General features: G+C 73.4%; 12 protein-coding genes. 7 read left to right on the top strand and 5 right to left on the bottom strand.

All coding sequences use genetic code 11. The features are described 5' to 3' along the window. Positions 1 to 137 precede the first annotated feature (137 nt). From ACQ614_RS36405 to ACQ614_RS36385, 5 genes are read left to right on the top strand one after another with little or no spacing between them, the layout of a single operon-like run. Positions 138 to 1544 carry an NDP-hexose 2,3-dehydratase family protein gene (locus ACQ614_RS36405; protein ID WP_431683395.1) on the top strand — a complete coding sequence of 469 codons (1407 nt, stop codon included), beginning with the start codon at positions 138 to 140 and terminating at the stop codon, positions 1542 to 1544. Beyond that, positions 1532 to 2512 carry a Gfo/Idh/MocA family protein gene (locus ACQ614_RS36400; protein WP_363494071.1) on the top strand — a complete coding sequence of 327 codons (981 nt, stop codon included), beginning with the start codon at positions 1532 to 1534 and terminating at the stop codon, positions 2510 to 2512. The genes ACQ614_RS36405 and ACQ614_RS36400 overlap by 13 nt, the downstream gene beginning before the upstream one ends. A gap of 9 nt (positions 2513 to 2521) precedes the next feature. Then, complete coding sequence (locus ACQ614_RS36395) at positions 2522 to 3280, top strand: NAD-dependent epimerase/dehydratase family protein (protein WP_431683394.1); 759 nt, start codon at positions 2522 to 2524, stop codon at positions 3278 to 3280. After that, positions 3277 to 4572, top strand: a complete 1296-nt coding sequence (locus ACQ614_RS36390) for an FAD-dependent oxidoreductase (protein WP_431683393.1) — start codon at positions 3277 to 3279, stop codon at positions 4570 to 4572. Before ACQ614_RS36395 ends, ACQ614_RS36390 begins: the two co-directional genes overlap by 4 nt. A gap of 40 nt (positions 4573 to 4612) precedes the next feature. Then, on the top strand, positions 4613 to 5044 hold the full coding sequence (locus ACQ614_RS36385; RefSeq protein ID WP_431683392.1) for a nuclear transport factor 2 family protein: 432 nt from the start codon (positions 4613 to 4615) through the stop codon (positions 5042 to 5044). A gap of 106 nt (positions 5045 to 5150) precedes the next feature. Here the strand turns inward: ACQ614_RS36385 and ACQ614_RS36380 are convergent, their stop codons facing one another. From ACQ614_RS36380 to ACQ614_RS36365, 4 genes are read right to left on the bottom strand one after another with little or no spacing between them, the layout of a single operon-like run. Continuing rightward, the gene (locus ACQ614_RS36380; protein ID WP_431683391.1) at positions 5151 to 6359 is read right to left on the bottom strand and encodes a ketosynthase chain-length factor; all 1209 of its coding nucleotides are present in this window, start codon (positions 6357 to 6359) and stop codon (positions 5151 to 5153) included. Beyond that, complete coding sequence (locus tag ACQ614_RS36375) at positions 6356 to 7624, bottom strand: beta-ketoacyl-[acyl-carrier-protein] synthase family protein (protein ID WP_431683390.1); 1269 nt, start codon at positions 7622 to 7624, stop codon at positions 6356 to 6358. The genes ACQ614_RS36380 and ACQ614_RS36375 overlap by 4 nt, the downstream gene beginning before the upstream one ends. Further along, positions 7621 to 8601: a dTDP-glucose 4,6-dehydratase gene (gene rfbB / locus ACQ614_RS36370; RefSeq protein ID WP_431683389.1), complete on the bottom strand. Its 981-nt coding sequence runs from the start codon at positions 8599 to 8601 to the stop codon at positions 7621 to 7623. Before rfbB ends, ACQ614_RS36375 begins: the two co-directional genes overlap by 4 nt. Further along, positions 8598 to 9665: a glucose-1-phosphate thymidylyltransferase gene (locus ACQ614_RS36365; protein ID WP_431683388.1), complete on the bottom strand. Its 1068-nt coding sequence runs from the start codon at positions 9663 to 9665 to the stop codon at positions 8598 to 8600. The genes rfbB and ACQ614_RS36365 overlap by 4 nt, the downstream gene beginning before the upstream one ends. A 207-nt stretch (positions 9666 to 9872) precedes the next feature. On the opposite strand from ACQ614_RS36365, the gene ACQ614_RS36360 reads away from it, so the two are divergent. Next, positions 9873 to 10625 carry a TylF/MycF/NovP-related O-methyltransferase gene (locus ACQ614_RS36360; RefSeq protein WP_431683387.1) on the top strand — a complete coding sequence of 251 codons (753 nt, stop codon included), beginning with the start codon at positions 9873 to 9875 and terminating at the stop codon, positions 10623 to 10625. 3 nt (positions 10626 to 10628) lie between these two features. Here the strand turns inward: ACQ614_RS36360 and ACQ614_RS36355 are convergent, their stop codons facing one another. Then, positions 10629 to 11531 carry an AfsR/SARP family transcriptional regulator gene (locus ACQ614_RS36355; RefSeq protein ID WP_363494089.1) on the bottom strand — a complete coding sequence of 301 codons (903 nt, stop codon included), beginning with the start codon at positions 11529 to 11531 and terminating at the stop codon, positions 10629 to 10631. Between the two features lie 476 nt (positions 11532 to 12007). On the opposite strand from ACQ614_RS36355, the gene ACQ614_RS36350 reads away from it, so the two are divergent. Next, positions 12008 to 13042, top strand: a complete 1035-nt coding sequence (locus ACQ614_RS36350; RefSeq protein ID WP_431683386.1) for a methyltransferase — start codon at positions 12008 to 12010, stop codon at positions 13040 to 13042. Positions 13043 to 13048 lie beyond the last annotated feature (6 nt).

Genomic DNA, 13048 nt, shown 5'->3' with positions numbered 1-13048 from the left:
TACGCCCTCGAGACTCGCCGCCCGCGCCGGAGCGCCGCTCGAATCGGCGTGGAGCGCCGCTCCATCCCGCTTCGAGCCCGTCTCAATGCGGCCGCGGGACGGTGGGCCCTCCGCACCGGCACCCGGAAGGAACCGCGATGGCCCGCGCAGCAGACACCAGGACGGCGGCCCGGTCCGCCCGTACCCCGTCGGCCGACCACGCCGCCCGGCTGGCCCGTTCGGCGGCAGCCGTCGACGGGGTGGAGGAGGTGTCCGGCTGGCTGGCCGACCGGCGGCGGGCCGGCACCTTCGAGGTCGAGCGGATCCCGTTCGACCGGTTGGAGAAGTGGCACACCGTGCCCGGGACCGGCGACCTGGTGCACGAGACGGGCCGGTTCTTCTCGATCCGGGGCCTGGAGGTCCGGGAGGAGGACGGGCGGACCTGGTCGCAGCCGATCATCTGCCAGCCGGAGACCGGTGTCCTCGGCATCCTGGCCAAGGAGTTCGGCGGCGTCCTGCACTTCCTGATGCAGGCCAAGACGGAGCCGGGGAACATCGGCACGGTCCAGCTCGGCCCGACCGTCCAGGCGACCCGCAGCAACTACACCCGCGTGCACCGGGGCCGGCCCACCCCGTACGTCGAGTACTTCCTGGCCGCGGAACGCGGCACCGTGCTGACCGACGTGCTGCAGTCCGAGCAGGGCGACAGCTTCCTGCGCAAGCGCAACCGGAACCTGGTGGTCGAGGTCACCGGCGACGTCGAGGCGGGGCCGGACCACCGCTGGCTGACGCTGGGCCAGATCCACCGGCTGCTCGCGGTCGACAACCTGGTCAACATGGACGCCCGGACCGTGCTGTCCTCACTGCCGCTGCCGCCGGCCGGGGACGCGGACGCCGGAGGACCGCACTCCGACACCGAGGTCCTCAGCTGGCTCGCCGAGCTGAAGGCCCGGCACGGCCGCGAGGTCGGGCTGGTGCCGCTGGACCGGGTGGCCGAGTGGCGGCGGACGGACACCGAGATCGCGCACGTCCGGGGGCGCCACCAGCGCGTCGTCGCCGTGTCGGTGGTCGCCGGCAACCGCGAGGTGACCCGCTGGACGCAGCCGCTGCTGGCCGCGGAACGACCGGGGCTGGCAGCCCTGGTCGTGCGCCGCTCTGCGGGCGGGCCGCAGCTGCTGCTCCAGGGCCTGTCGCAGCCTGGCACCTTCGACGCGGTCGAGATGGCGCCGACGGTGCAGTGCGTCTCGGACGGGTTCTCCGACCTGCCGGAGCCCCCGCCGTTCCTGGACCGGGTGCTGGCCGCGCCGCCGGAACGGGTGCTGTACTCGGCGGTCCTCTCCGAGGAGGGCGGCCGCTTCCACCGGCGCGCCAACCGGTACCTGATCGTGGCGGCCGGCGACGACTTCCCGGAGGAGCTCCCGGACCGCTACTGCTGGGTGACGGCCGATCAGGTCCGGCGGTTCATCCAGTTCGGCAACCACTTCACGGTGGAGGCCCGCACCCTGGTCGCCTGTCTCGGGTCGCTGCAGGGCCGGGAGGACCTGGGGGGCCCGTGGAACGCCTGAACGTGGGGGTGCTCGGGTGCGCGTCCATCGCCCGGCGCAAGATGCTGCCCGCACTGACGGCCTGCCCGTTGACCCGGGTCGCGGCGGTGGCCAGCCGCTCCGGCGAACGGGCCGGGGAGTTCGCCGCCGAGTTCGGCACCGAACCGGTCACCGGCTACCGGGCGCTGCTCGACCGCCCGGACGTGGACGCCGTCTACGTCCCGCTGCCCGCGGGGCTGCGCGCGGAGTGGATCGTCCGGGCGCTGGAGGCCGGGAAGCACGTGCTGGCCGAGAAGCCGCTCACCACCGCTGCGGCCCCGGCCCGGGAGGCCGTCGACCTCAGCCGCCGGCGCGGGCTGCTGCTGATGGAGAGCTTCATGTTCCTCCACCACAGCGCCCACCGCCGGGTACGGGACCTGGTGGAGTCCGGGCGGATCGGCGAACCGCGCTCGTTCTCGGCCGAGTTCACCGTCCCACCGCTCCCCGCGGGCGACATCCGCCACCGCCCCGAGCTGGGCGGCGGCGCGCTGCTCGACCTCGGCGCCTACCCGGTCCGCGCAGCGCAGCTCTTCTGCGGCCCCGGCCTGGAGGTGGCCGGAGCGGTGCTGCAGTACGACCCCGCGACCGGGGTGGACACCGCCGGCTCCGCGCTGCTCGCCTCGCCGCGGCTGACGGCCGTGCTGTCCTTCGGCATGGAGCACCACTACCGCTGCCGCTACGGCCTGACCGGGAGCGAGGGGACGATCACCCTCGACCGGGCGTTCACCCCGCCGCCGGACCACCGGCCGGTGGTCCGGATCGAACGCCGAGAGGGCACCGAGGAGTTGCTGCTCCCGGCCGACGACCACTTCGCCAACATCGTGGACGCCTTCGCCCGAACCGCCCTCTCCGGCCGCGGCTTCGCCGACCACGGCGACCGCATCCTCCGCCAGGCGGACCTGCTGGAACGGATCCGCCGGGCCGCCGTCACGGCCTCCCCCGCCGGATAGGAGCTCTCGATGCAGATCGTCGGCCGCGGCTTCCTCGCCCAGAGCCTCCGGCCCCTGACGGCCCGCCACCCCGACACCGTGGTCTTCGCCGCGGGCGTGTCCAGCGGCACCAGCCATGCGGACGCCGGCTTCGCCCACGAGGCCGACCTGCTGTACGACGTCCTCGCGGGCTGCCTGCGCGGCGGACGGCGGCTGGTCTACTTCTCCACCTCCTCGGCCGGCCTGTACGGCGTGCAGCAGCGCCCGTGCCGGGAGGACGGGCCGGTGCGCCCCGCCTCGCCGTACGGGCGGCACAAGTTGGCCATGGAGGAGGTGATCCGCGGTTCGGGGGCGGACCACGTGATCCTGCGCCTGGCGTACCCCGTGGGGCGGGCGCAGCGCCCCCACCAGTTCCTGCCGTCCCTGGTGGGGCAGGTCCGGTGCGGCCGGGTGCGGGTGCACCGCGGGGCGCGGCGCGACCTGATCGACGTGGGGCACGCGGTGGCGCTGATCGACGCGCTGCTGGCCGTCCGGGTGCCGTGCGGGGTGGTGAACCTGGCCTCCGGCTGGTCCGTCCCGGTGGAGGACATCGTCGGGCACATCGAGCTCCGGCTGGGGGTCACCGCCGAGCGGCAGGTCGTCGAGGTGCCGCCGGAGGACCCGGTCTGCACCGAGCGGCTGCGGCGGCTGGTGCCGGCCGCGGCCCGGATGGGGTTCGGCCCGCACTACTACCGCCGGGTGATCGACGCCTGTCTCGCCCGGACCCGACTTCCCGAGGAGCCCTCGTGACGACCGCACCTTCCGATGTGCCTTCCGACGCGCCTTCCGAGACGACCGCGGACGTCTGCGTGGTCGGCGGCGGACCCGCCGGTCTGGCGCTCGCCCTGCTGCTGCTCCGGTCCGGCCTGCGGGTGACGGTGGTGGAGCGCTCCTCCTCGCTCGACCGCGAGTACCGGGGGGAGATCCTCCAACCGGGCGGGCTGGCGCTGCTCGACCAGTTGGGGGTGCTCGCCGCCGCGGAGGCCCGCGGCGGGCACCGCCTGGACCGGTTCCAGCTGGTGGAGCGGGGCAGGCCGCTGCTCGACATCGACTACACCCGGCTGCCCGGCCCCCACGGCCGGCTGCTGAGCATCCCGCAGCAGCATGTGCTGGCCGAACTTCTCTCCTCCTGCCGGGAGTTCGACGGATTCCGACTGCTGGCGGGGTGCCGGGCGACGGAGCTGGTCCGGGAGGGCGGGGCGGTGCGCGGCGCGGTGGCCGACGGGCGGGGCGGGCGGCACACCGTCCGGGCCGCGGCGACGGTGGGCGCGGACGGCCGCTTCTCCAAGGTGCGCCGGCTGGCGGGGATCCCCGCCGACCGGGACGACGTGTTCGACTTCGACGTGCTCTGGTTCAAGCTGCCCGGTTCCGGGGCGCCGGGCCGGGCGGTCCGGGTGTTCCGCGACGGCGGGCGGCCGGTGCTGGCGTACCCGTCCCACCCGGACACGGTGCAGCTCGGCTGGACCCTGCCGCACCGGGGGTATGCCGAACTGGCGCACCGCGGGCTGCAGTTCGTGAAGGACGAGATCTGCCGGGCGGTGCCCGAGTACGCCGACCCGGTGCGGGAGCGGATCACCGCGCTGACCGATCTGACGCTGCTCGACGTCTTCGCCGGCCGGGCCCGGGAGTGGGTCCGCGACGGCCTGGTGCTGATCGGGGACGCCGCGCACACGCACAGCCCGCTCGGCGCCCAGGGGATCAACCTGGCGCTCCAGGACGCCGCGCTGCTGCACCCGGTGCTGGTCGAGGCGGTGCGAGCCGGGGACGTGTCGGCCGGGCGGCTGCGCGCCTACGCCGAGCCGCGGGCCCGGGACATCGACCAGGTGATGCGGATGCAGACCCTGCAGGCCCGGGCGATGCTCTCGCAGGGCCGGGTCGCGCGGGCCGTCCGACCCCGGCTGGCCTCGCTGGTGCAGCGCACCCCGGCCGGCTCCAGGATCACCGGCCGGATCGCCTTCGGCAACCCGGCCGCCCGGGTGCACTCCGAACTGTTCGTCCCGGAGGTCCCGGTCGCGCCCGGGCCTTCGAACGCGCTCGGGTGACCACCGACAACCCGTCAGGAAGAGAAGAGGAGTCCACGAGATGGTGCACACGACGACGGTGCCGCTGGAGCGGCTGCGTGCCGACATCGAGCAGTTCTACGCCCGGCACATGCAGCTGCTGGACAGCGGCCGGGCCGAGGAGTGGGCCGCCACGTTCACGGAGGACGGCACCTTCCAGTTGCCCGGGCGACCCGCGCCGAGCCGCGGGCGTGCCGAACTGGCCGAGGGTGCCCGCCGTGCCCGGGCCGCCCAGGAGGCGGCGTGCGAGACCCACCGCCACTGGCACGGCATGCTGGACGTCGAGGCGCGGCCGGACGGCGGTGTCGGGGTGCGCTGCTACGCCCTGGTGTACCTGACGCCGCGCGGCGGCGACCCGCGGCTGCACCGCGCCTGCGTCTGCGAGGACGTGCTGGTGCGGGTCGACGGCGCGTGGCGGGTCCGCACCCGGGTGGTGACCCGGGACGGCCACTGACCGGGCGCCCGGCGGACGACACGGCCGCGACGATCGGAGGGCGGGCCCCCATCCACGGGTGGGGGCCCGCCCTCCGGCCGTCCGGTCCGTGCCCGGCGGCCCCGCCTCAGGTCTCCCGGGCCTCGACGGCCACCGCCGAGTTGAAGCCGCCGTACCCGCGGGCGAGCACGAGGGCTCGGCGCAGCGGCTGCCGGCGCGGTGCGGTGACCAGGTCGAGCGCGTACTCCGCCGCGGGGCGGACGTTGACGGTCGGTGGGATCACCCCGTCGCGCAGGGCGAGCAGGGCGGTCGCCACGTCCAGCGGGCCGCTGCCCGCGGCGAGCCGGCCGGTCATGGTCTTGGGGGCCGTGACCGGTACTCCGTGCGGGCCGAACAGGTCGGCCAGGGCGGCCGCCTCGGCGCGGTCGGCGGCGGGTGTGCCGGCCGCGTCGGCGAAGACCACGTCGACGTCGGCGGGTTTCCAGCCGGCCTGGTCGAGGGCCTGGCGGGCGGCGCGGGCGAGGCCCGCGCCGCGGTCGGTGCCGGTGCGGCCGTCGAAGGAGGTGCCGTAGCCGGTGAGGAGGCCGTGGATGCGGGCGCCGCGGGCCCGGGCGGCCCGTTCGTCCTCGAGGACCAGGATGGCGCCGCCCTCGCCGAGGACGTGGCCGCAGGCCCGGTCGTCGAACGGCAGGTAGGCGTCGGCGGGGTCCTCCCGGGTGCTCAGTGCGCCGCCGGTGAGCTGGGCGGTCCAGCTCCAGGGGCAGAGCGATCCGTCGACGGCGCCGCTGACGACGGCCGGGGTGCCCTTGCGGATCAGCCGCCGGGCCTGGGCGAGGGCGTCCAGGCCGCCGGCGCCGTCGGCGACGACGACGCCGCTGGGTCCGCGCATGCCGTGCCGGATGGAGATCTGGCCGGTGTTGACGGCGTAGAACCAGGCGAAGGACTGGTAGGCGCTGACGTGGGCGCTGCCCTTGGACCAGAGGTTCTGCAGTTCGCGCTGGCCGAACTCGAAGCCGCCGGCGGTGTTGGCGGTGACGACGCCGATGCCGTACTCGGGCAGTTCGGCGGGGTCGAGGGCGGCGTCGGCGAGGGCCCACTCGGCGGCGGCCAGGGAGAGCCGGGTGATCGGGTCGGTCTGCGGGAGCAGCCGGTTGGGCAGGTGGACGGCCGGGTCGAAGCCGGTGATCTCGCCGGCGAGCCGGGACGGGTAGGGCTCCGGGTCGAACCTGGTGAGCGGGGCGATGCCGCTCTCGCCGCGCAGGGTGGCGGACCAGTACGCGTCCGGTCCGACGCCGTTGGGGGCGAGGATGCCGAGGCCGGTGACGGCGGCGGTCATGCGGCGTGCTCCCCGGTCCGTGCGAGCACCATGGCGCTCTGGAAGCCGCCGAAGCCGCTGCCGACGGTGAGGACGGTGTGCAGGTCCTTGCGCCGGGCGTGGAGCGGCACGTAGTCGAGGTCGCACTCGGGGTCGGGGGTGTGCAGGTTGGCGGTGGGCGGGACGATCCCGTGCTTCAGGGCGAGGGCGCAGGCGGCGATCTCGATGGCGCCGATGGCGCCGAGGGAGTGGCCGACCATCGACTTGATGGAGCTCATGGGCGTCTCGTACGCGTGGGCGCCGAGGGCCAGTTTGACGGCGGCGGTCTCGTGCCGGTCGTTCTGTTTGGTGCCGGAGCCGTGCGCGTTGACGTAGTCCACGTCGCCGGGGCGGATGCCGGCCTCGGCGAGGGCGCGGCGGATCGCCTCGGCCATCTCCTTGCCGTCGGGGCGCAGTCCGGTCATGTGGAAGGCGTTGCAGCGGGAGGCGAAGCCGGTGATCTCGGCGTAGACCGTGGCGCCGCGGCGCACCGCGTGCCCGTGCTCCTCGAGGACGAACATCGCCGAGCCCTCGCCGAGCACGAAGCCGTTGCGGGTGACGTCGAAGGGGCGGGAGGCGTGTTCGGGGTCGTCGTTGCGGGGTGTGGTGGCGCGGATGGCGTCGAAGCAGGCGAGGGTGATCGGGGAGATGGGGGCGTCGGTGGCACCGGTCACCATGACGTCGGCGCTGCCCTCGGCGATCAGTTCGCGGGCGTGGGCGACCGCGTCGAGGCCGGAGGTGCAGCCGGTGGACACGACGGCGGCCGGGCCCCGGGCGTCGACCCGGCGGGCGATCTCGGCGGCCATGGAGCTGGGCACCAGGTGGCCGTAGAGGTGCGGGACGGCGTAGCCGTGGTCGACGAGCCAGTCGCGGCCGCCGTTGCTGACGGCGACGTACTCGCGTTCCAGGCTGGTGGTGCAGCCGACGGCGCTGCCGACGGTGACGCCGAGTCTGTCGGGGTCGACCAGGTCGTGGGCGAGTGCGGCGTCGGCGACCGCCTCGTCGGTGGCGACCGCCGCGAACTGGGTGGCCCGGTCCATCCGCCGGATCTCCTGCGGGGTCAGGCCGTGCAGTTCGGGGTGGAAGTCGCACTCGGCGGCGACGCGGGAGCGGAAGGCGCCGGCGTCGAAGAGGGAGATGGGCCGGGTCGCCGTCCGGCCGGAGGTGATGAGGTCCCAGAAGGCCTTGGTGCCCGTCCCTCCGGGGGCCACCAGCCCGATGCCGGTGATGACGACGCGCCTGTTCATCGGTGTCCTTCCCTGGGGTGCGGGGCCGGCTGCCACCAGTCCCGGTGCTCGCGGTACCAGCGGACGGTGTCGGCCAGCCCCCGGTCGAGCGGGATGCGCGGTTCGAAGCCGAGCCTCGTGCGGATGCGGGTGTCGTCGACGGAGTAGCGCCGGTCGTGCCCCTTGCGGTCGGGCACCGGACGGACGCTGTCCCAGGAGGCGCCGCAGAGGTCGAGCAGCCGGCGGGTGAGGTCGGCGTTGGAGAGTTCGACGCCGCCGACGTTGTACGCCTCTCCCGGTTCGCCCTTCTCGAGGACGAGTTGCACGGCCCGGCAGTGGTCGTCCACGTGCAGCCACTCGCGGACGTTCAGGCCGTCCCCGTAGAGCGGGATCCGTTCGCCGTCGAGCAGGCCGGTGACGAACCGCGGGATGACCTTCTCGGGGTGCTGGTGGGGGCCGTAGTTGTTGGAGCAGCGGGTGACCGAGACGTCGAGGCCGTGGGTGCGGAAGTAGGCGCGGGCCATCAGGTCGGCGCCGGCCTTGGACGCGGCGTAGGGCGAGTTGGGCAGGAGCGGGCGGTCCTCGGTCCACGACCCCTGGGCGATGGATCCGTACACCTCGTCGGTGGAGACGTGGACCATCCGCGGGACGCCGGTGACCAGGCAGGCGTCCAGGACGGTCTGGGTGCCGACCACGTTGGTGTGGGCGAAGACCGAGGCCTCCGCGATGGAGCGGTCGACGTGCGACTCGGCGGCGAAGTGCACCACCGCGTCGTGTCCGGGCAGGACGTCGAGCAGGGTGGGCCGGTCGCAGACGTCGGCGCGGACGAGGGTGAGGCGGGGGTTGTCGAGGGGGAGGTTGGCGGTGTTGCCCGCGTAGGTGAGTTTGTCGACCACGGTGACGTGGGCCCTCGCGTAGCCGGGGTAGGCCCCGGAGAGCAGGCTGCGCACGTAGTGGGAGCCGATGAATCCGGCGCCGCCGGTGACCAGGATCCTCATGCGAGCACGCGGAGTTCGGTGTGGTCGCCGACGACGAGCCGGTGCCGTCCGTCGCCCGGCGGGGAGATCCCGACCCGGGCGGAACGGCCGATGACCGATCCGTGGATGCCGTTGACGTCGGTGACGGTCGCCCGGTCGAGCAGGATGGTGTGCGAGACGCCGGCGTCGGTGAGGACGCAGTCCTCGCCGATCGAGGTGTGCGGGCCGATGTAGCTGTCCTCGACGAGGGTTCCTGCGCCGACGATCAGGGGGCCGCGCAGGTGCGAACGGACGATCCGCGCGCCGGATTCGACCACGACCGGGCCGAGCACGGTGCTGGCCTCGTCGATGCTGCCGGCGACGTGGGGTTCCACCCGGTCGAGCAGCAGCCGGTTGCAGTCGAGGATGTCGTCGATCCGTCCGGTGTCCCGCCACCAGCCGGTGATCTCGGCGGCCCGGACGTCGCGGCCTTCGGCGACCATCAGCTGGACGGCGTCGGTGATCTCCCATTCGCCGCGCAGGCTGGGCCGGATGCGGGCGACGGCGTCGTGGACGAGCGGGGAGAAGAAGTAGGCGCCGGCCACCGCGAGGTTGCCGCGCGGGGAGCGGGGCTTCTCCCGGAGCGCGGTCACCCGGCCGTCCGGGCCGGCGTCGACGATGCCGTACTCCTCGGGGTTCGGCACCCGGACCACGGCGACCTGGGCGGCGGGCCGGGTACGGCGGAAGGTGTCGGCGAGGGCGGTGATGCCGTCGGAGAAGACGTTGTCGCCGAGGTACATGACGAAGTCGTCGTCGGCGAGGAACTCCCGGGCCAGCAGCACGCAGTGCGCCAGACCGAAGGGGGCCTCCTGCTGGATCCAGGTGATCTCCAGGCCGAAGCGGGAGCCGTCGCCGACCGCCTCCCGGATCTCGCGGTGCCAGTCGCCGACGACGACGGCCGCCTCGGTGACGCCGGCCCGGCGGATCTGTTCGAGGCCGTGGAAGAGGACGGGTTTGTTGACGACGGGGACGAGTTGTTTGGGCATGGCGTGGGTGAGCGGGCGCAGCCGGGTCCCCATGCCGCCGGCCAGGACCAGTGCCTTCAAGGCGTTTCCTCTCTCTGCGGTTCGGGACGCATTTCCCCCTTGGTATCCCGCCGCCCCCACAGGCCCGGTCGAGCCGTGCTCGAAGCGGTCCGGCCGGTCCGCCGCCGGCTTTCGAGCGGAGTTCGAGTGCGCGGTCGTAGGTTTCCTGCCCCGGTCACCGGCGCCCCCGTCGGTCGGTCGGGGGCATGTCGACTCGAGGAGGAAAACGTGATCCCACAGGGCGGCGAGCTCTACCTGGACCTGGTGAAGCGGGTGCTCGCGAACGTCATCTACGAGGACGCGCCGGTCGGTTGGTACGGCGACGTGGACGGCTACGACGCCGGTCTCCGCTCGTCGGGGCGGGACCTGCCCACGACCGCGCACACGATGGTGGGGCTGCAACGGCTGGACGACGTCCAGTCGTGCGTCGCCCGGGCGCTGGAGGACGGGGTGCCCGGTGACCTCATCGAGACGGGGGTGTGGCGCGGCGGTGTCTGCATCCTCATGCGGGCCGTGCTGGAGGCGTACGGCGTGCGGGACCGCCGCGTCTGGGTGGCGGATTCGTTCGAGGGCGTGCCGGTGGTGCACTCCGGGAGCCATCCCCTGGACCGGGAGATGTCCCTGCACCGGATCAACGGGGTGCTGAAGGTCACGCGCGAGGAGGTGGCGGAGAACTTCGCCCGGTACGGGCTGCTCGACGAGCAGGTCCGGTTCCTGGAGGGGTGGTTCGAGCGGACGCTGCCCTCGGCGCCGATCGACTCGCTGGCGGTGATGCGCCTGGACGGCGATCTCTACGAGTCCACCGCGGATGCGCTGACCCACCTGTACCCGAAGCTGTCGGTCGGGGGTTTCGTGATCGTCGACGACTACAACATCGAGCCGTGCCGGCAGGCCGTCACGGACTTCCGCGAGCGGCACGGCATCAGGGAGCCGATCGTGCCGGTCGACGGCTGCGGCGTCCACTGGCGCCGGGAGGGGTAGCCCTCAGCTGGCGAGGCGGGGCGCCCAGGGGCCGGGTGCCGCGGGTGCCCCGCCGAGCCGGTCGAGCAGCAGGTTCCCCTCGGCGTGGTCGGGCCCGTGTTCCAGGGCGGGGTCGGCGGCGAGCATCGCCCGGTGCAGGCCCTGGATCCGCAGGGACGGTTCCAGTCCGAGTTCGCCGACCATGTGGTCGCGGAGCCGGCGGAAGACCTCCAGTGCTTCGGGGCAGCGTCCGCACCGGTAGAGGGCGAGCATGTGCTGGGCGTGCAGGTTCTCGTTCATCGGGTACTGGCCGACCAGGGAGGCCAGTTCGCCGGGGAGTTCGTGGTGCCGGCCGAGCCGGAGCCTGGCGTCGACGCGCTGCATCAGCGCGGTCAGGCGGTTCTCCTCCAGGCGGCGGATCTCGGCGTCGAGCAGCGGGCCGGGCTTGACGTCGACCAGCGGGGCGCCGCACCAGAGTTCGAGGGCCTCGGTGAGCAGCCGGACGGCCGTCTCGTCGTTGCCGTCGGCGAGTGCCTGCCGGCCTTCGGCGAGCAACCGCTCGAACTCGTGGGCGTCGATGTTGCCGTGGCGGACGATCAGTTGGTAGCCGCCGAACTTGGTCACCAGGACCTTGCGGGCGACCTCGCCCGCGGAGATGCCGAGGGCCCGGCTGAGCATGCGGCGGACCTGCAGGACGTAGGTCTGCAGGGTGGTCTGGACGCTGGCCGGGGGGTTGTCCCCCCAGAGTTCTCGGGCCATCGCCGCGGTGGGGACGACCCGGTTCGCCTGCATGACGAGCAGGGCGATGATCTTGCGCGGTTTGGGTGCGGTGAGTTCGTCCACCATGTTGACCCCGTCGGCGGTGCGCAGCCTCAGGGCGCCCAGAACGTGAATCTTGAAGCACTCATGACGATCACTCGCGATCATTTCAGCCCCCGGGACTCTGTCGGCGATCCAGCGTCGTGCTATCACGAAACTAGTATCATGAGATTAATTGTTCATGTCAACTTTGTTCTTCGAGGCCACCACCCCGGGGGCGGGACGGCGATCCTAAGGCCATTCCCACGAAACCCCTGGTCAACCGCCCTGGCGCGGCCGGGCGGGGCGCCCCCGCGACATCGACGACGGTGCGGGCACGGAGAGTGTTCAACCGCCCCAGGCAAACCCCTGGTCACAAATGTGGAGGTCCTGCAAAGCCGCTGGCCCTGATGCAATCCGTACCGGCCGGAACATCCACCCCGGTTACCCGCAGTGCAGCACGACCCCTCCCCTGTGATCTGCGTCACGAGGAGCGCGCTCTCCCGTACGCCCCCGGCCTCCACCGCGGCTCAAGCGGATCGCCAGGCCGCGGCCACACGATGCTCTGGCGAACCGTCAGCACCCGCCGCACCCAGGGAGACCGGATGACCGACGACCGAGTACCGACCGTCACCAGGCAGGAACTGCTCACCATGATGTCCGCGGTCCGCAAGACGGGTGTGCTGCGGGCCGGCGTCGACCTGAAGGTCTTCGACGCCCTCGCGGACGGGCCGGCCGCCCCCGGGGCGGTCGCCGCCGCGTGCGGGGCCGATCCGCGCGCCGTGCACGTCCTGCTCAACGCCCTCGCCGCGATCGGCCTGCTGGAGACGGACGGTGACCGCTTCCGGCTCGCCCCCGGCGCCGACGGCGTCCTCGTCAGCACCCACCCCGACTACTACGGCCACGCCGTCCGGCTCGCCGCCAGCGACTACGAGTGGGACGCGATCAAGCGGCTCGGCGAGGCCGTCCGCAACGGCGGCACCGTGATGGAGCAGAACGCCGAGACGCCCTCCTACACCTTCTGGGAGGACTTCGCCGCGCTGGGCACGCTGAACACCCGGCCCATCGCCGACCTCGTCGCCGACACGGTGCTCCCCGTACCCACGGCGCCCGGCCGGAGCGGCCCCGCGGTGCTCGACGTCGCCTGCGGGCACGGCCTCTACGGCTACACCCTGGCCGCCCGCGACCCCCGCGCCCAGGTCTGGTCCCTGGACTGGCCCAACGTGCTCGCCGTCACCGAGACCAACGCCGAGAAGCTCGGTGTCCGCGACCGCGCCCACTTCATCCCCGGCGACATGTTCGACGTCCCGCTCGGCGGCCCGTACGACATCGCCGTGGTCGCCAACGTGTTGCACCACTTCTCGACCGCCCGCGCGACCGAACTGCTCGCCCGGACCGGGAGCGCCCTGCGGCCCGGCGGCAAGCTGGTGGCCATCGCCATCAGCACCGACGACACCGCACCGCACCTCGACCCGGTCCCCCACCTGTTCTCCGCGCTGATGCTCGCCTGGACCTCCGAGGGACAGGTGCACCCCGTCTCCGCATACGAGGACATGGTCGTCGAGGCCGGCTTCACCCGGCCCAAGCCGTACACCCTGCCGCACAACCCGCTGCGGGTGCTGATCGCCGAACGCCTCTGAGGAGCA

This window comes from Kitasatospora dryopteridis (genome assembly GCF_050749075.1).
In the GTDB taxonomy this organism is placed as follows: Bacteria; Actinomycetota; Actinomycetes; order Streptomycetales; family Streptomycetaceae; genus Kitasatospora.
Note: the sequence above shows the minus strand (reverse complement) of the source record. Positions and strands in the feature narration are given on the sequence as shown.

Bases quoted from the DNA above. Each gene is read 5' to 3' on its own strand.
- ACQ614_RS36405 (WP_431683395.1), top strand. From the start codon at position 138: ATGGCCCGCGCAGCAGACACCAGGACGGCGGCCCGGTCCGCCCGTACC.
- ACQ614_RS36395 (WP_431683394.1), top strand. From the start codon at position 2,522: ATGCAGATCGTCGGCCGCGGCTTCCTCGCCCAGAGCCTCCGGCCCCTG.
- ACQ614_RS36385 (WP_431683392.1), top strand. From the start codon at position 4,613: ATGGTGCACACGACGACGGTGCCGCTGGAGCGGCTGCGTGCCGACATC.
- ACQ614_RS36380 (WP_431683391.1), bottom strand. From the start codon at position 6,359: ATGACCGCCGCCGTCACCGGCCTCGGCATCCTCGCCCCCAACGGCGTC.
- ACQ614_RS36375 (WP_431683390.1), bottom strand. From the start codon at position 7,624: ATGAACAGGCGCGTCGTCATCACCGGCATCGGGCTGGTGGCCCCCGGA.
- rfbB (WP_431683389.1), bottom strand. From the start codon at position 8,601: ATGAGGATCCTGGTCACCGGCGGCGCCGGATTCATCGGCTCCCACTAC.
- ACQ614_RS36355 (WP_363494089.1), bottom strand. From the start codon at position 11,531: ATGATCGCGAGTGATCGTCATGAGTGCTTCAAGATTCACGTTCTGGGC.
- ACQ614_RS36350 (WP_431683386.1), top strand. From the start codon at position 12,008: ATGACCGACGACCGAGTACCGACCGTCACCAGGCAGGAACTGCTCACC.